A 16,978-nucleotide genomic window follows, 5' to 3' on the forward strand; every position below is an offset into this window, starting at 1 on the left:
CTACCCCTCGCCCCGCGCGTGTCCGGGCAAACCGGACGGATCGCGGTGCTTTGGCGCCTTCACCCGCGACATCAGCCAGTTTGGCCCGGCCATCAACCCGTTCAGGACTGGGTTCTTGCGCACCTGCGCCTTCATCTTTTCGATCCGCATCACGTCCTCGATCCGGCGATCAAGGAAGGCCCAGGTGTCGGCGCGCCCCTCGCTGTCGTCGCCCAGCCAGAACAGCACGGTCGACCCGTAAACCCCGGCCAGCGTCGCGCGCTTGGTGTACCAGTTGATGTCGTCCGACGGATCGCCAAGGGCGGTCCAGATCGCATCGCAGGTTTCCCAAATCAGGCGCGCGCCTTCGGGCGCATTCTGCGGCAGCGCGAAGAAGGCAGATCCCCGGCGCACAGCTTCGCGGTCGTCGATCGCTTCGATCCGGGCGCGCACCGCGAAGGTGATGCGTTCGCGGATCTTCATGGTCGAAAGGTCGGCCTGTTCCAGCCGCGCCAGCATCGCGGCGTCGCCGCGCCGGTGAAACGCCGCCGCAAGGTCAAGCGCCCCGCGCGGCGCGATCGCGCGCGCCTCAACAACGGTCATACCAAGGTCGTGGGCGGCGGCGCGGAAGCTGGCGTCGGACCAGCCATCGAAGGCCACATGCGGCAGCATCGCGTCCAGCAGGCGCGCACGGTCCGGCGCGGTCGTCCCGTTGGCCCCGGTGTCATGGCCCGGTTCGGTGGATGGATCGGTCATCGGCTCCTCCGTCATTGCCCGCCTGGATGCGGGCCGGCTTTAGGTGGACAAGGTAGCTTGCCTTTGCTATACGGCCACCTCCTGCAATTTCCGCAACCCTAACTTAGAAAGGTGGTGACAACCACATGCAGGTCAGCGTTCGCGACAACAATGTCGATCAGGCCCTTCGGGCTCTGAAAAAGAAGCTGCAGCGTGAGGGCGTCTTCCGCGAGATGAAGCTTCGGCAACATTTCGAGAAGCCCTCCGAGAAGCGCGCACGCGAGAAGGCCGAGGCCATCCGCCGCGCCCGCAAACTCGCACGCAAAAAAGCCCAGCGCGAAGGTCTTCTCTAAGACCGACAAGGCTCGGCTGGTGGGGCAACCCGCCATTCAGACGACCCCCGCGGCATCGCCCGGGGGTTTGTCATTTCCGGGGGCAGGATGCGTACCCGCGTTCTGCCCCCGCCCTTTCGTCATGACCTCGGCCAAAATCCGACCCCACCGCACGCACGCCGTGGCGGGCGCTCCAGATCCCTTGGGTAGCGGTCGGCACTGCGCCGTCCGACATGACAATGTGCGAAAGGCGTGGGTCCGTTAAGGGCCGTCTCTCTGTGGCAGCGCGGGCCACAAGTTGCACGTCAAAGATGTGTCCGACCTTCCCGGGTGATGAGCCGCGAGCGTTGCACACCGCTTTGCGGCGACTGCTACTGTTCGCGCGGACTCGCAGGTGCCCGTGTGGCGGACACCGCCGTTGGACAGGCAGTGACGAAGGCGGGAAGCGTCACCGGGCGGGCATGGACATGTTGCGACTTATTGCGACCGCTCGCGGATGCGCATCAGCATGGTGCGTGCATGGGTCAGTTGTGCGGCCAGTTCATGAGCGCGCGCGGGACGGGCCCAAGACGGGGCGGCTTCCGGATTCGCCGCCTGGCTTCCGGGTTCGACCCCTTGGCGTGAAGCGACGTGGGTCCCGACCGTTTTGCGCGGACCGCCAATTCGCCGGCCTGGGCACCCCCTCCCCCAATCCGGGACTCGGCGGAGCAGCGGGACCCGACTTCACTGCCCCGACGCGTGGCATTCGCGCATCAGGCAGATCTGCGCGCCGCGTCCCAAGCCTGCTGCTCGTCTTCTGCCGAGTCGTCGTCGCCGAAGCGGAACGCCGCCACCGCGCCGGCCAGCCCTTCGGCGCCGGCGTTCATCGAGCCGACGGCCGCTGTCGTTTCTTCGAACATCGCGGCGTTCTGCTTGGTCACCTTGTCCAGTTCGTTGGCGGCGCTGGTGATCTCGGACAGGCTGCCGGACTGGGCGCGGGTCTCGGTCGCGATGCGGCCGATTCGCTCGGCGGTTTCGCGAACCGCGGTCACGATCCCCTCAAGCGCCTCTCCCGTCCGTCCGACCAGTTGCACGCCTTCCTGCACCTGCTCGCCACTGGACGAAATCAGCTGGCTGATCTCGCGCGCGGCCTCGGACGAGCGCTGGGCGAGCGCCCGCACTTCCGAGGCGACGACAGCGAAACCCCGCCCCGCGTCCCCGGCGCGCGCCGCCTCGACCCCGGCGTTCAGCGCCAGAAGGTTGGTCTGGAAGGCGATGTCGTCGATGACATTGGTGATGCGGGCAATCTTGCCCGACGAGGATTCGATCAGGCCCATCGCCGCCACCGTCCGCTCGACGATCTCGCCACCCGCGCTGGCTTTGTCCTGCGCCTCGCCCGCATAAGACGACGCATCTTCTGCCATCGACGCAGCCTCGTCGACCGACGCGGTCAATGCCGTCAGCGCCGCTGCCGTTTCTTGAAGGGTTGCCGCCTGCCGCTCGGTCCGGATCGAAAGCTCTTCGGACGAGCTGTTGATCTGCGACGCGTCGTTGCGGATGCGGTCGGTGTAGTCCGCGACATCCCGCAAAGCTTCCGAAAGCTGGGTCAGCGCCTCGTTGAAATCCGCGCGCAGCGGTTCGTACTCTTCGGCAAACGCCGTGCCGATGCGCGTGTTCAGGTCGCCGTTGGACAGCCCGCGCAGGGCGATCTTCAACTTGTCCAACACTTCGCCCAGTTGCTCTGTCATCTTGCGGCGCGACTCGGCTTCGCGTTCTTCCGCCTCACGCATCCGCTGCTGGGCGGCGTCGGCCTCGGCCTGCTGTGCCTGCACGGTCGCGGTCGCGGCCTCTGCCCGAGAACGGGCGGCTTCCGCTTCTACCCTGTCGGCCTCGGCCTCTGACTGCGCGGCCCGCGCCTTTTCAAGCGCCTCGTCCGTTGTTTGCTTCGCCTCTGCCAACGCGGCATTCCGGGCCTGGCTTTCGGCGTCCATCTTCAGGCGGACGCGCACTGCGATGACCAGCGCGGCCGTTTCCACCAGAACGATGGCGCCGTGAAACAAGGAACGCTCGATATTCGCGAGGATGTCGGACGACGGATAAACCAGAGACGGAAGCAGGATGCTAAGCGAGACGTGGTGCAGCACGATGGTTCCCGCCGCGAACAGGATCGCCCGAACCCCGACCAATGCGACCATCGCCGCAAGCACCGCGAAGAAGGACATATGCGCGTCAAGCTGCCACGGATGGCCTGCAAAGGCCGCCGTCAGGCCGATTGCCTGTCCGACCATGCCCTGCCCGACTGCGATGCGCCCAAGCCGCCCGCCCGTCCGCATTCCGACCTGACCCAGCCCCGCGAAGGCGGCCGAGATCCCGACAGCCACCCAGCTTTGCGAGCCGGTCAGCAGGACAACCAGCGCAACCACCGGCACGCCCGCCCATGCACACATCATCAGCCGCCGCGTTGCGGTGTCGCGGCTTTTTTCCAGTTCACTGTTGCCGTTTTCCATTGCTCAACCCACTCCACATATCGCTGCCAGCGCCGTGCCATCAGTCACCCACCACGCGCCTTCGCCCCTGACGCGGCGCGCGAACCCTTCGGCAGCGTCCGGTGCGGTCGTGTCGGTCGTCGCCGCGAAGACCGCCATTGGCGCGCGGATCGGCCCGACCAAGCGTCCGCCCGCACGCGCGACGATCTCACCGGCATTTGCCCAAGGCGGCACGATCACCAGCATCGGCCCGTCGACACGGGGATCGCCGCCGACGATGGCGGCCACCGGCCCCGACAGCACGGCCAGAACCGGAAACGCGAACAGGGTCAGACGCACCTTGGCACCTCTCTCAAGTCGCGAGGGGTATAAGCGCCGAATGCTTAAGTCGGTCTGAACGGCAGCACACAAAAAAGGGCGGCCCGAAAAGGCCGCCCCAAGCCGGACAGTGGCTGTGACAATGAAAGCGTCAGGACTTCAGCCAGTCGCGCGCCGCGGCGTGATCTTCCGCCGGAAAGTACCGGGCTTCCTTGCCCAAAAGGCGCTTACCCAGCCCCACGGCCATCTTCTGCCAGCCGGCATCCCCGACGATGGCGGCGCGGTCCAGCATCGGCGCGTGGTCGCGGACCAGCTTGAAATGCTCGCCCAGCGCGCCGAAGCCCTGCCAGCCGTCGAAGTCGCGGATGTCCAGCAGCAGCCGGAACCGCGTGTTGGCCCGGATGAAGGCGTTCAACTGCTCGACCTCGGCGTCGTAGACTGCGCTGTCCAGCTTCCCCAGAAGCTGGATTTCCAGCGCCCCGTCACCCAAATCGGTCTGGTGGATCGCGCCAAGGGATTCCGTCAGCCAGCGTTTCGCCTCGTCCACTTGGCCGGGCTGGAACACCATCACCGGGCACGGCAGGATCACCGAGAATGCCTTGATCGCTGTTGCGATGCCCTTCGACCCGGTCACCACCGCGATCCGGTCGAACCCGCGCCAGTGCTTCAGCCCCGTGCGGGCATCGTCCCACAGGGCGCCCAACGTAAAATCGCTGACGTTCGAGTCCATCTCCAACAGCAGGCGCACGCGCGCGTCGCCCTCGGTGGCGGCGTCGATCGCGGGCATCAGAACGTCGCGATAGTCTGCGTCCGTCACGCTGCCCGAGACGTGGACGTGCAGCATGTCAGCGCGTTGCGTTTCCTTCAATTCCATCATGACGGGTCCCTCCGACAGTCTCCCTTACGTCATATAGGAACGCGGCCATCCGCCTCACAGGCGGTCCGGCAAGATGTCACACTGGCAGGGCGGTGGTCTGGAACACCGTGCGCAGCGCGAAGGACGAATGCATCTGCGCCACGCCGGGCAGCCGTGCAAGATACCGGCGGTGGATGCGCGCGAAATCGTCGGTATCCTCGGCGGACAGCTTCAGAAGATAATCTGCCGTTCCCGCCATCAGGTGGCATTCCAGCAGGTCGGGGATGCGCGCGACCTCTCGCTCGAAGGCGTCCAGCACTTCCTCTGCCTGCCCGGACAGGGTGATCTCGACGAACACCGTGGTGGGCCGGTTCAGCTTGCGGGGGTCCAGCAGAGCCACGTAACGGGCGATGATCCCCTCGGCCTCCAGCCGCTGCACCCGCCGGTGACAGGCCGAGGGCGACAGGTTCACCGCCTCTGACAATTCGGCGTTCGAGATGCGCCCGCGTTTCTGCAACGCCCTCAGGATTCGGCGATCGGTATCGTCAAGTTCGGTCATGGCGCAGATTCCTCCCGCGTATCCGCCGATTTTGCGCATGATCTACGCCAAACCGGCACGGCTGGCACCAAAATTCCGATGAGATTGCGCGGCGCGCGCGACAAGCTGACTGGAAACGAGGAGGAACGCCATGAAGATCGGTTGCCCGAAGGAAATCAAGCCGCAGGAATTTCGCGTCGGCGTCACGCCCAGCGCCGCGCACGAGGCGGTCACGCACGGACACGCCGTGCTGGTCGAAACCGGCGCGGGCATGGGGTCCGGGTTTACCGACGCGGATTACATCGCGGCGGGTGCGACCATCGCGGGCAGCGCGGCGGACGTCTTCGCCGAGGCCGACATGATCGTGAAGGTCAAAGAACCGCAGGCGACGGAACGGAAGATGCTGCGCGAGGGGCAAATCCTGTTCACCTACCTGCACCTTGCGCCGGACCCGGCCCAGACGGCGGATCTGCTGGCCTCTGGCGCCACCTGCATCGCCTACGAAACGGTGACCGACGCCAACGGCGGGCTGCCGCTTTTGGCGCCGATGTCCGAGGTGGCGGGAAAGCTGGCGCCGCAGGTCGGCGCATGGACGCTGCAAAAGGCCAACGGCGGTCGTGGCGTGCTTTTGGGCGGCGTGCCCGGTGTGGGACCGGCGCAGGTGGTTGTGTTCGGGGGCGGTGTCGTCGGCACCAACGCGGCGCGCGTCGCGGCGGGCATGGGCGCCGATGTGACCGTGCTTGACCGCTCGTTGCCGCGGATGCGCTATCTGGACGACGTGTTCGGCGGCCAGTTCCGTACCCGGCTGGCGTCCGCCGCGAACACGGCAGAGCTGGTGGCGCAGGCCGACATGGTCATCGGCGCGGTGCTGATCCCCGGGGCGGCGGCGCCGAAGCTGGTGTCGCGCGCGCAGCTGTCGACGATGAAACCCGGTGCGGCGATCGTCGATGTCGCCATCGACCAAGGCGGCTGTTTCGAGACATCGAAACCCACTACGCACGAGGATCCGATCTACGAGGTCGACGGCATCATGCACTATTGCGTGGCGAACATGCCCGGCGCCGTGGCGCGGACGTCGACCATCGCGCTGGGGAACGCGACGATGCCGTTCCTTCTGGCGCTGGCCGACAAAGGCTGGCGCCAAGCCTGCGAGGACGATCCCCACCTGCTGCAAGGGCTGAACGTCCACGCCGGCAAGCTAACCAGCTATCCGGTTGGCAAGGCGCTTGGCATCGACGTTTTGTCGCCCGCGCTGGCGTTGAAGGCCTAGCGGGTCAGCCCCGCGCTGAGGGTCCAGCCGGTCACGCCGGACTCGTGCTCGACCATGACCCACGGGCCGCTTTTTTCGATGACCGCGACCCAGTCGCCGCGGTCCATCCCGCGCAGAACGGCGAAGTCCTCGCCGGGGCCGGAATGGAGGTCAAGCTTGCCAAGGTCGGGCCACACGACCGAGGTATAGCGCGCAGCGGAGTCAGACGTGGCGGCGGGCGGCGCGGCGACCGGAGCAACGGCGGTCACGACCGGTTCGGACGTGGGGCGCGGCATCGGGGCGGGTTCAGCGATGGCCGCCACCGGCGCGGCGGACGGTGCCGCAAGTGCCGCATTGCGCACCCAGCCCTTGGCGCCCGACGGAAGGCGCACCAGCGTCCAGCCTGATACATGTTCGATTGTCGCGATGTGCGATCCGCTTCGGGCGAACGTCACGCTGCCGTCGATCGTCTGGACGCTTGTCCCGGCCGGGGCCGTCGCAACCACGCCGTACAGCATGTCCGGCCCGGCCCTAAGCCCCGTCGCATCCCCCAACATCGCCTGACCGGCCTGCGCGCCCTCCGGGGCAAGCCCGACAGCGCAAACGGCCGCGAGCGAAAGAAAAGCCTTTCCGATCATCATCAACTCCTCCGTCAAACAATTCGTGTCTTCAAATCCGGCGGCCGACCTGTGCCAGCCTAGCAGCCGCCCGTTCGAAACCGGACCACCGCGCTGCGCCCGAACCCGATGCTGCCATACCGCTAATGATTCGGTCGCAATGCAATCTGCGAACGTAGTCTAGCATGGCTTGCGGAAATTGCCGCCATGTCGGGGAAACGGTCCGCGCCGTCAGACGTCGCGGGCCGCTTCAGCGTTTGTCACGGCGTCATCAGACCGGCTTCTTCAGCGAGTCGCGGATTTCCAGCAGGACATCCAGCTCGGTCGGCCCGGCGGGCGCGGCCTCGGCCGGTTCATCCTCTTTGCGCACCGCCATGTCGCGAATGCGGTTCACGTAGCGGACCAGCATGAACACCACGAACGCGATGATGAGGAAGTTGATGACCGCCATGATGAAAGCGCCATAGGCGAACACCGCCGCCCCGGCCTCGCGCGCGGCTTCAAGCGAGGCATAGTCGCCCTCGCCGCTGAGCAGCAGGAAGTTGTTGGTGAAATCGAACCCGCCGGTGAACAGGCCGATAATCGGGTTGATCAGATCGTTCACCATCGAAGTGACGATTGCCGTGAACGCCGCACCGATGATGATGCCAACGGCCATGTCCATGACATTGCCCTTGGCGATGAAAGCCTTGAATTCATTGAGCATAATTCGTTCCTTCGCTCGCAGGTTGCAGCGACAGGATACCGGCAGCGCCGGGAAATCTTAACTATTATCTTAACAGCGCCTCAGGATTGCCGGGATTGTCACCCGTCAGACGCATAGGCGCCGCCCCCGAACAGCCCGAACGGGGGCGGCGCCTTTCGGTGCCGTGCGCAGGCGAGTCCCCTTCGCCGTGTATTTCAGCGCGCCAGCACCTCCAGTTGCTCGCCGTTCAGGCAGTAGCCCGGCGCCCTCCGGGCCCCTGCCGCGTTCTCGACAAGCCACAGGATACAGTCGTCGGATCGGGTGCAGGACCGGCACGTTGTGACCATTTCCTGCAACCGCTCGCCGCCTAGTGTCCCCTCGACCTGGTCGGCGCTGGTTCCCAGCACCTGCGACATGCCCTGCATCAGACAGGCCGTGTTGGCGTCTTCCATCCGATTGCTCATGACAGTGACCTCCGTTGCGTATGCGTCGCGACCTGCCGACAAGACGCAAGTTAACGGAGCACGCAGAGCCGCGCCTTGATCAGGATCAAGGTGTCAGAGACCGGCGGCGACCCGACGCACGACGTCGATCCGCTCGCTGTTGGGCGGATGGGTGCCAAGGAAGACGTTGCCAGGGTCGTCGATGCGATCGAAGTACAGGACCCCCGTCAGCGGATCATAGCCCGACCGCGCGGCGATCACGGTGCCCAGCGCGTCGGCTTCCAACTCGAAGGTCTTCGCGAAGCCGCGCACCCCCAGTTCCGCACCGATCGACTGGACCGCGACAAGATCCTCGCCCTGCAGCCCGGACATTTCCGCAAGCACGGCGGCCAGCACGGCACCGCGCGCGGCGCTTTCCCGCGCCTTCGGGATATGCCCGAGGATGTGATGCGCCGCTTCGTGGCCCAACACGAAGGCAAGCTCGTGCTCGTTCCGCATCTCGGCCAGCAGGGCCGCGGTGACGATCAGCACGGCCTCGCCGTTCGGGCCTTCGGTCTGGAACGCGTTGGGCGGCGCCGACGGATCGGCATCCAAAAGCACAACAAAATCGCAGTTCCGCACGATGCGTTCCGCGCGGCAGACCTGCTCTGCCACCGGCAGCGTGCGCGCCACAACGGCGCCCAGTTGCGCGTCACCCGCCGCAGGGGACAGCGCCCCTTTGTCGTCGGCGAACACACCGCCCGAAGGCCCGTCGATCCCCGCCGGAGGGGAAAGGGTGCAGGCGGACAGCAAAACGCAGAACAACGGAAGGACGATACGGAACATGGTGGCCTCTGACGATGAAGCGCCCAGCATAACTGCCGTATAGGCAGACGCCAGCGGTCAACGATCACGATTCCCGCAATCCGTCGCCGCTTCCGCGATGTCGCCCCGGCGTCCCCCGTAATGCCGCTGGGCAAAGACCGGCGGCACGGCTACGGTCAGGGCATGTTTACCATCGAACACGACTTCGACGCGACCGTCGTCACCCTCGTCGACGAGGGCAGCGTCCACCTTCAGGAGGACGTCATCATCAACGCCTTCGAAGACTGCGTAACGGTCGAGCAACTGGACCCGCACACCGACAGGCTGCAGAAAATCACCCTGTCGATGGCGCAGCTGCGCGACCTGTCCGCCGCGCTGAACCTGCCGGAAGGCGTCTACCGTCTTCGGCGCACCGAAGACTGACGCCGCGCCCCGCGCTTAGTAACGCCGCTTCTTGCTTTTCCAGCTGTCCAGCCATTTGCGAACGCGGCCCCGCCGTTCGTCGATACGCGCGTCGGCGGCATCCCATGCATCGCCCGCGCGTTCCATCGCCGGGTCGACGGACCGCTCGCGGAACTGCCGCCACATCGCCCGGATGAACAACGCCGCCACCCCGATGAAGACGAAGAAGAAGACGTTGAACCACGGGAACGGGCTGTCGTCCGGGCTGTCGACCGGCCGGATCGCGATGGCGTTCGGATAGATCGTGAAGAACCGGTTACGCCAGCCGTATTGCGTGATCACCACCCACTGCGGGTCCGCCGCCGTCGACTGCAGGTTCGACGCTTCGGCCTGCAGATCGGAACTGTCGAACTTGAAATACGGCGGCCATATCCAGCCCGTGTCCTCGTTCCGGTAGACCATCACGCCATAGCTGTCGCGCGGGATGAAGCCGAACAGCCACGTCTTGCGCTTCTGCGTGTTGATCAGACGCACGTCGCGAGTCTCACCCTCGACGTTGCCGCTGTCGGACTGGGCATAGAACGTCCGGTTGAAGGACGAGAAATCCATCCGGATGACCTCGGTCCCTGTGATGCGCGCGACATCGTGGCGCGGCAGCACGTAGCTCAGCGTGCCGAACACCAGCACGAAAGCCACGATGCGGAAGAACCATTTCACATAGACCATGCGTCTCGCCTTAATTCCAGTTCGTCAGGATCAACACCGCGACGACCATCGCGGCGGGGATGATATAGACCAGCAGGATCAGCTTCGGCCTGATCGATGCGTGGTAGTCCTTCATCCCCTCTTCGACATAGTGCGCCCGGGCCTCGGAATCACCACCTTCGGGGTTGTCCGCGTCCCACGCCTTTTCCAGCTTCTCGCGCCGGACGGACCGGGAATACAGCCAGACCAGCCCGTAAACGATGCTAAGCCCGATGAACCCGAAGACGATCAGCCGCACAAGGTTCATGGTTCAGTTCCTCCGCACCGCGCCCCACGGGCCAACGACGTCCACGATGTCCCGGCCCCGCGTCCACGGCCCGCCGCGCCGCGCGGGCTCGGGCTGTGTGTCCGGTTCCTGCATATCCGGCTCGGGACCGAACAGCGCCTCTCGGGCGCCAGCCTTGTCGACCTGATACTCGGCGGCAAGAAACTCGGCCACGAATTCCTTCTTCATCTCGCTCCAGCCACGGTACAGCGTGTAGAACAATTCCTTGTGGCAGATGAACAGCTGCCGCACGTCCAGCGGAGTCAGCTCTGCCAGAAGCTGGTTCACAAGATTCCGCTGCGGCCCGGCCGTGGCGCGGAGCGTGTAGAAATACGCGGGATGGTCGCTGGCGATCCGGGGCCAGTCGCCACCGCCCTCGGCCCAGCGCAAAAGCGCGTGCAGCCCGTGATAGGCCTCGGGCAGCGCGCTGCCCAGTTGCCGCGCCAGCATCCGAAGATCGCGCCGCGTCGCGCCGGTCAGATCGTGCCCAAGGGTCGATGCCACGTCCACAAGGATGAAATCCATCTTCTGCCGCAGGATCGCCGCCGCATCCACGCCGCGCGCCTTCACGATCGGTTCGGCCAATCCGTTCAGATCGAGAAACTTCGCGATCCGGTTCGGTTCGTTCAGACCAAGCACGAACTTGATCGGCAGGTCTCCCACCGACGCCCCGCCGCCCGTGACGATGGCCGCCGGATGCTCGACACCCCGGAAGATGTAGATGCCGCCAAAATGCGCCGTCCAGTAATCCTGCACGTCCTCCGTGAACGTGGTCAGATCCACCGGGTTGCGTGTGACGTCGCCGGTCTGCTTGGCCAGCCCGATCATCTCGGCGATCAGAACGTCGTCCCACCACGCGTCGTCGTCGTTGCGGAAATGCTCGATCTTCTCCTGAAGCTTGCGCGCGTTCCGAACGTCGCCCGCCGTGGTATCGGCCTCGACCACGATGCGGCTGATGTCGAACAGCCGCTGCGGCGTCGACAGGTCGAGAACCGAGTTCATCAACTCGCCAGCCACCGCATCGCGGGTGGTCAGCGCGAACAGCTTGGTCTCGTTCTGCTCGATGAAATCCTTCAGGATCGTGCGCGAGAACGAGAACTTCAGGTTCAGCAACGGCGCCGATTTCTGTTCGGTCGTCAGCAGGATGAACTGCCGATTGCAGCCGTTCGGGTTCAGGTACAGGTGGTCGCCAAGTTCGTCGCCGATCTCCGGCGAATAGCCCGAGACGTCGACGTGGAAATCCTCAAGCGCGGTGGTCTTGCCCGTCAGATGCGTCAGCGCCCGGCGATAACGTTCCACCAGCGCGGGCGAGGACACCTCGACGAGATTGCCGAACATCAAGCCCTTTTCGATCAGGCGTCTCATATCTACTGACTCCAACAGCGCCGCTGGATCCACGTAGCGGCCCTAGCAATACAAAGTTCGTATAGTTCCGGGTAATGCATATCTGATGGCGCCGCGCGCATCATAGCATTCAACACAAAACTTGGCTTCACGCCCAGATCCAATAAGTACAGCGAAACCTGGGCGTAAACAGGATGATCCGACGGGACGGCGCGCCCGTTCGACGAAACCTGATGAAATCCTAGTTTTGGATACGGCGACCAGATGCGTCGCTCGACGCCCGCTACAAAGATCAACGGACAGGCGGAATAGCAGTTGGATGCTAAAGAAGTATCTAACCCGAGTCTCCTAATCAAACGCCCTGCGCGTAGGGCATCGGATACGCTCCCTCCTCCACTACCAAGTGCGACGGTCGTGGTTTGGGGGTTTTCCGCCAACCACTTTGAAAAGCGAACAAAGAAACCGTCTTCAATCTCTCCTATTACAGATAAGTACTCATCGTTCTGTCGAAACAGCGCATCGGGTTCATCGATAGATAAATAGGCAATATTCGGAATTCCGAACTGACCCAAGCAATCAAGGTTCCAAATATGTGCCAGCTCTACGCGTGATTTTTCCCGAAGAGACGAAGCTACAGAAGCCCAGTTCGACAGCCATATTGAGTAGGCCTGCAGATCATGTAAGCCATCTTCGTCAAGGTCTTCATGGAGTTGAGGCTCGGGGAACAATGGCAAACTTGTGGTATATTGCTCAAGACCAAGCAGTCTTCCGGCTACTTCGCAGGTATGCCTTGGAATGCCTAGCTCGTTGAGAAAGGTACCTGCTGATATGAACGCTCCGTGGGAAATGGCAAAGTCCCAGTAGATTCTAGATTTCTCGCGGCTTGCGGCAATCTCATCATCCCACGTGTCTGCGAGCGACAAACCACCCCAGGCCGAAGATAAGAAAATCGCAAGGACGTGAGAGACTAATTGCCGAGAGAACCACATAATAGCCAACCTATCGGTGCTGCGCCTTGTCGCGCCCTTTGCGCTTCTCTACCAACTGCGCCAGCCCCAGCCACGTCAGCAGCAGCACCGGCACCCACGCCACTGCCGCCGTGCCGGACAGCCTGAGAAAGAACAATCCGGTCGCCAACGGCGCGTCGCCGAAGGCCGCGCCGACCGCGACCCCGCCGATGGCATAGATCACCGCGAACACCACCGCGCCGGCCAGCAACACCATCCCGGCCGACGCCCAGATCGCTACCGCGACCTCCCACTGGCGACGGCTCCCCCGCGGCAGCATGACGATCGGCACGATGATCGCCAGCACGCCCAAGAGGATAAGCGGAACGCCAGTGTTCAGAAAGGATATAGGTTCGGTGTGGATCTTAGGTCTCCCCGGCCTGTCACTCTTGTCCCACGACGGTTCGATCCGGTGGACCCTCGGCTTGCGGATGCGCGATCCCCGCGTGGCCCTTGACCGCGACCAGTACGGTAACCGGTCCCCATGCGACAACGGTCAACACGGCTGCGAAGGACACGAAGGCAGCCGCATCCGCGGCCTCGCGCAGGCTCAGCCCATTCGAAACGAAATACAGGCCGACCGCGATCAAAGTGGCAAGCGGCACGACGCACGCGCTGACGAGAAACGCACAGATACCGCGCCCCGGTCCCGTCGCAGGGCCGAACCGTGCAAAACCGGCACCGACGACCAGCGCCAGAAGAACATGGAAAAGTCCAAGCAGAACGATCATTCCCTGCCCTCGGCATAGCGCCGCCGGGCTTCTTCCTGCCGGCCAAAGTCGCGGACCATCGCCTCGATCGCGACCTCGTCCGACTTGTCAGCATAGCGGAATTCGCTGTCGGCGTAGCGGTTCACCTCTTGGATCACCATGTCGACGGTGATCGGCTGCCGCATGTCTTCCAGCATCTTCAGTTTCTCGTCGTAAGGCTTGAACAGGAACAGGTCCGGCTGTTCCATCCATTCGTCGGGCAGCTCGAAATCCATTGCCCGCACCTTCACCGCGTCGGTGATGTTCTTGATCGCCCGCCCGGTGAACCGTTCGTCCGCCTCTTGAATGCCCTTCAGGTAGGTGCCGATCTTCGCGATGGTGTCCAGCTTGCCCAGCTTCGCCTCGGTCGCGTCCCACACGCGCATCAGCCCGTCTTCCTGCGGCCGCCCATGCTGTTCGAAGGACCGAGCGACGGCCTTCTTGATCTCCTGCGCGGCATACAACTCGTGGTCGCCCAGCGGGATGTCGTGCCGCTTGCCCAGCAGCAGCGCAAGGATGTCGACATAGTCGTCCCGTGTCTGCGGCCCGTCCACAAGGAACCGCGCCCCGGCCCGCTGGCGCAGGGCATCGTCCACGTTCTCGGGATAGTTCGAGAACATGCCGAAGGTGCAGTTGCCGCGCACCACGGTGTTGGCGCCCGCGAAGGCCTCCATCAGCACCGCCGTGACCTCTTGCTGACCGGCCGAGGACTGGCGGTCGCCGCGCTTGCCCGCGATCTGGTCGATGTCGTCGACGGTGCCGAAGCCGATCACGTTCGGATCCAGCACGTTGTCGATGAAGGCGCGGGCGTTCTGCCCCGACTTGCCCTGATAGCTGTCGATGTTGTCGATGCCGAAGTTCTGATAGCGGAACGGGTAGCCCGCGTTCAGGCAGTACTCGTTGATCAGCCCCGCCATCATCTGGATCAGGGTTGTCTTGCCGGTGCCGGGCTTGCCGTCGCCCATGAAGGTGAAGATGAACCCGCCCATCTCGGCGAAGGGGTTCAGCTTGCGCTCGAAGTCGTAGGCCATCAGCATCTTGGCCAGCTTCATCGCCTGATACTTGGCGATGTGGTTGCCCACCACCTCGTTCGGCTTCTTGAACTGCATGGTCAGAGCTGTGCCCTTCGCCTTCCGCGCCGGGCTGAAGCCTTGAATGGTGAAATCGTCCGCCTCGACCCGCCAACTGGCGCCGGTGAAGGCGCCCAGCCGTGGCGCGGTCTGCGCCCGCAGGCCCACTTTCTCCATCAGCGTCTCGGCGAAAGCCAGCACGACCGCCACGATCTTCGCCTCGCCGTCCGCGAAACGCTCCAGATCCTGATCCAGCTCCCAAAGGGCGCCGTGCAGGGCAAGCTGCGCGTTGTCGGTCAGCATCTCGTCGATGCCGCCCAACTCGACGGTGACCTCCGAGGCCGAGGACGCCAGAAGAAACGCCACGCCGTTTGCGAAGGTGTACAACACCGCAAGCGCCTCGGCCTGCAACAGCTCGGCGAACTCGGCAGAGCGCGCCTGCGGCAACCGGCCCTCAAGGTTTTCCTTCTTCAACGCCGTCAGGCCGGTGGCCTCGGAAAACCCGTCACCCACGGCCAATGCGATGGCGATGGCGCGGCGCAGCGACTGCATCACCGTCGCCTGCACCGGCGACACCAGCGCATCGCCGCCGTCCGAGCTTTCGATCCGCTCCAGCAGACGCACCCCCTCGGGCCGTGCGGTCGACCGCGTCACCAGCCCCGGCGTGGTCGACCGGAACCGCCGCCGCGTGCCGATCCCGCTGGACCGCTCCGGCTGCGGCGCCTCGCCCGGTTTCGCGATCCGCGGCGTGTGGTCGAAACCTTCCAGCATCGCCACGGCGGCATCGTAATGCGCGCGGATCTCCTCCTCGCGCAGTTCCATCTGATCGCCCGAAACGCTCATCTCGAAATCCGTTCTTCTTCTGTCTTCAAATATCCTGGGGGAGGCGCCGCAGGCGCCGGGGGCAAAGCCCCCTCTTCGCGAACGACAGGCCCAATCGCCTGCGCCGGCGGCGCGCAGTATCGCCGCCCGCCGCTCATCGGTAGCTCACCACCTGCCCGCTGCGCGACACCACGAACTTGCGCACGTCACGAAAGCCGGGCGGGTTCTTCTCGGCCAGCACCTGAAAGGGACGCGCAGGCATGATGATCGACCGTTCGGTCGCAGTCGCCCCGGTGTCGACGCCCCGGCCCGCGAAGGGGTCCAGCGCGAAGATCTCGCGTTCCACGGTGCCGAACCAGCCCGACCGCTCGCGTTCGACCCGCTCGCTTTCCAGCCGTTCCTCGGTCCAGGCCAGCGCCCAGTCCTGCCCTTCCGGCGCGCGGGCCTCTTCCAGCACATCGTGGATCGGTCCGGTCTGCAGCGTGTAGGCGGCCGAGTACATCGGGCCGATGTGGAACCGTCGCAGCCGCTTGGGGTGCAGATCGTCGAAATCGCGGTCGAAGCCCTGCGCGATGGTCAGAAGCTTTAGCCCGTTCAGCGACTGCGCCATCAGGTGCGCCTGCGCCTCGGGCCAGCGGCGGTCGTCCACCGGCAGCCCGCGCGCGCCGCTGTCCTCGACCTCCAGCAGGTAGACCGCGGGCAGGTTCACCTGACTGTCGTAGACCGCCCAATGCAAAAGATAGCTGCGCCGCTGCGGCCCGATATCGCCCAGCCACTGCGCTTGCGGGTGGTTCTGCGCCCAGAACATCCCGTCGCGTTCCAGCGCCTCGTAGTACAGCCGCTGCGACATCGCGAATTGCAGCTTGGTCGGGATCGTCAGGTCGCCCACGATCTGCCGGATCATCTCGTCCTTCAGGGTCGCGGTGCTCATGGTGCCCGCCAGATGCCGCGACGCCTGCTGGGCATCGTTCGCCATCGTCAGCAGTTCGCGGAATACCGGGAACCCGCTTTCCGTCCGGTCGATGGCGATAGAACCGAAGAACGTGCCGGTGTCGCGGCCGGTCATCAGGTACTTCAGGCTCAGCGCCTCGAACGTCGCCGCCAGCGCCTGAACGTAGCCGCCCAGCACCTTGACGTCGTACTTCGTCAGGCCGCGTTCCTGCTCCATCACCGCTGCGACACGGGCCAAATGGCCGGTGATCGTCTCGAACTTCTGGAAATACCGGCGTGCCGCGAAAGTGTCGGTCAACCCGGCATGGTCGCGGGACAGGTCCGCTCCGGTGACGCCTTCACTCATCGCGCCGCGCCTCGCGTTCGAGGAACCAGTTCCTCATGCTTCCGGGCAAGAACCCGCCGTAACGGAACCGGGTCAGCCGGGCGGTGATAAAGGCCAGCCCCAGCATCACCGGCACGACAAGCACGTACAACAGCACCTCGTCCGGCAGGATCTGCGGCAGGACGAGATAGGCGACAAGCAGGCCCAGAAGCACGCCAAGCGGCCAGAGCGGTTTGCTCTTCCCCGTCATGAAAGGC

The 16,978-nt window shown here is 64.7% G+C and carries 21 protein-coding genes; 3 read left to right on the forward strand and 18 right to left on the reverse strand.

What is annotated here, in order from left to right; translation table 11 throughout:
* Positions 1-735 (reverse strand): COQ9 family protein, encoded by a 735-nt coding sequence (locus P1K30_RS10050; protein WP_275632591.1) that lies wholly within the window; start codon positions 733-735, stop codon positions 1-3.
* A gap of 125 nt (positions 736-860) precedes the next feature.
* On the opposite strand from P1K30_RS10050, the gene rpsU reads away from it, so the two are divergent.
* Positions 861-1,067 (forward strand): 30S ribosomal protein S21, encoded by a 207-nt coding sequence (rpsU, locus tag P1K30_RS10055; RefSeq protein ID WP_057812606.1) that lies wholly within the window; start codon positions 861-863, stop codon positions 1,065-1,067.
* A gap of 731 nt (positions 1,068-1,798) precedes the next feature.
* Here the strand turns inward: rpsU and P1K30_RS10060 are convergent.
* From P1K30_RS10060 to P1K30_RS10075, 4 genes are all read right to left on the reverse strand, one after another.
* Positions 1,799-3,532: a methyl-accepting chemotaxis protein gene (locus P1K30_RS10060; protein ID WP_275632592.1), complete on the reverse strand. Its 1,734-nt coding sequence runs from the start codon at positions 3,530-3,532 to the stop codon at positions 1,799-1,801.
* 3 nt (positions 3,533-3,535) lie between these two features.
* Complete coding sequence (locus P1K30_RS10065; protein ID WP_275632593.1) at positions 3,536-3,850, reverse strand: hypothetical protein; 315 nt, start codon at positions 3,848-3,850, stop codon at positions 3,536-3,538.
* A 130-nt stretch (positions 3,851-3,980) separates the two neighbouring features.
* Positions 3,981-4,706, reverse strand: a complete 726-nt coding sequence (locus tag P1K30_RS10070; RefSeq protein WP_275632594.1) for a SpoIIAA family protein — start codon at positions 4,704-4,706, stop codon at positions 3,981-3,983.
* 76 nt (positions 4,707-4,782) lie between these two features.
* On the reverse strand, positions 4,783-5,244 hold the full coding sequence (locus P1K30_RS10075) for an Lrp/AsnC family transcriptional regulator (protein ID WP_275632595.1): 462 nt from the start codon (positions 5,242-5,244) through the stop codon (positions 4,783-4,785).
* 130 nt (positions 5,245-5,374) lie between these two features.
* On the opposite strand from P1K30_RS10075, the gene ald reads away from it, so the two are divergent.
* Positions 5,375-6,493 (forward strand): alanine dehydrogenase, encoded by a 1,119-nt coding sequence (gene ald, locus P1K30_RS10080; RefSeq protein ID WP_275632596.1) that lies wholly within the window; start codon positions 5,375-5,377, stop codon positions 6,491-6,493.
* On the opposite strand, the gene P1K30_RS10085 is transcribed toward ald, so the two are convergent.
* The 4 genes from P1K30_RS10085 to P1K30_RS10100 form a co-directional block, all read right to left on the reverse strand.
* A complete protein-coding gene (locus tag P1K30_RS10085; protein ID WP_275632597.1) occupies positions 6,490-7,110 on the reverse strand; it encodes an SH3 domain-containing protein in 621 nt (206 codons plus the stop codon). The genes ald and P1K30_RS10085 overlap by 4 nt on opposite strands.
* Before the next feature lie 250 nt (positions 7,111-7,360).
* Positions 7,361-7,795 carry a large conductance mechanosensitive channel protein MscL gene (mscL, locus tag P1K30_RS10090; RefSeq protein ID WP_275632598.1) on the reverse strand — a complete coding sequence of 145 codons (435 nt, stop codon included), beginning with the start codon at positions 7,793-7,795 and terminating at the stop codon, positions 7,361-7,363.
* A gap of 194 nt (positions 7,796-7,989) precedes the next feature.
* Complete coding sequence (locus P1K30_RS10095) at positions 7,990-8,238, reverse strand: DUF6455 family protein (protein ID WP_275632599.1); 249 nt, start codon at positions 8,236-8,238, stop codon at positions 7,990-7,992.
* A 93-nt stretch (positions 8,239-8,331) separates the two neighbouring features.
* Positions 8,332-9,042 (reverse strand): M48 family metallopeptidase, encoded by a 711-nt coding sequence (locus P1K30_RS10100; protein ID WP_275632600.1) that lies wholly within the window; start codon positions 9,040-9,042, stop codon positions 8,332-8,334.
* Between the two features lie 162 nt (positions 9,043-9,204).
* On the opposite strand from P1K30_RS10100, the gene P1K30_RS10105 reads away from it, so the two are divergent.
* Positions 9,205-9,444 carry a hypothetical protein gene (locus tag P1K30_RS10105; RefSeq protein ID WP_275632806.1) on the forward strand — a complete coding sequence of 80 codons (240 nt, stop codon included), beginning with the start codon at positions 9,205-9,207 and terminating at the stop codon, positions 9,442-9,444.
* A gap of 15 nt (positions 9,445-9,459) precedes the next feature.
* Here P1K30_RS10105 and P1K30_RS10110 read toward each other — a convergent pair whose 3' ends face one another.
* From P1K30_RS10110 to P1K30_RS10150, 9 genes are all read right to left on the reverse strand, one after another.
* Entirely contained in the window at positions 9,460-10,149 is a 690-nt protein-coding gene (locus tag P1K30_RS10110; RefSeq protein WP_275632601.1) for a DUF1523 family protein, read from the reverse strand.
* Positions 10,150-10,159: 10 nt separating this feature from the next.
* Positions 10,160-10,435 carry a hypothetical protein gene (locus P1K30_RS10115; protein ID WP_275632602.1) on the reverse strand — a complete coding sequence of 92 codons (276 nt, stop codon included), beginning with the start codon at positions 10,433-10,435 and terminating at the stop codon, positions 10,160-10,162.
* Between the two features lie 3 nt (positions 10,436-10,438).
* Positions 10,439-11,818, reverse strand: coding sequence for a DUF6638 family protein (locus P1K30_RS10120; protein WP_275632603.1), 1,380 nt, complete (start codon positions 11,816-11,818; stop codon positions 10,439-10,441).
* Between the two features lie 2 nt (positions 11,819-11,820).
* A complete protein-coding gene (locus P1K30_RS10125; RefSeq protein WP_275632604.1) occupies positions 11,821-12,786 on the reverse strand; it encodes a COG3904 family protein in 966 nt (321 codons plus the stop codon).
* A gap of 10 nt (positions 12,787-12,796) precedes the next feature.
* Positions 12,797-13,111, reverse strand: coding sequence for a hypothetical protein (locus P1K30_RS10130; protein ID WP_275632605.1), 315 nt, complete (start codon positions 13,109-13,111; stop codon positions 12,797-12,799).
* 76 nt (positions 13,112-13,187) lie between these two features.
* On the reverse strand, positions 13,188-13,535 hold the full coding sequence (locus tag P1K30_RS10135; RefSeq protein ID WP_275632606.1) for a hypothetical protein: 348 nt from the start codon (positions 13,533-13,535) through the stop codon (positions 13,188-13,190).
* Positions 13,532-15,466 (reverse strand): AAA family ATPase, encoded by a 1,935-nt coding sequence (locus P1K30_RS10140; protein WP_275632607.1) that lies wholly within the window; start codon positions 15,464-15,466, stop codon positions 13,532-13,534. Before P1K30_RS10140 ends, P1K30_RS10135 begins: the two co-directional genes overlap by 4 nt.
* 133 nt (positions 15,467-15,599) lie before the next feature.
* Positions 15,600-16,742, reverse strand: a complete 1,143-nt coding sequence (locus P1K30_RS10145; RefSeq protein ID WP_275632608.1) for a hypothetical protein — start codon at positions 16,740-16,742, stop codon at positions 15,600-15,602.
* A complete protein-coding gene (locus tag P1K30_RS10150) occupies positions 16,735-16,971 on the reverse strand; it encodes a hypothetical protein (RefSeq protein WP_275632609.1) in 237 nt (78 codons plus the stop codon). Before P1K30_RS10150 ends, P1K30_RS10145 begins: the two co-directional genes overlap by 8 nt.
* Positions 16,972-16,978 lie beyond the last annotated feature (7 nt).

It is taken from the genome of Psychromarinibacter halotolerans, assembly GCF_029168315.1.
In the GTDB taxonomy this organism is placed as follows: Bacteria; Pseudomonadota; Alphaproteobacteria; order Rhodobacterales; family Rhodobacteraceae; genus Psychromarinibacter; species Psychromarinibacter halotolerans.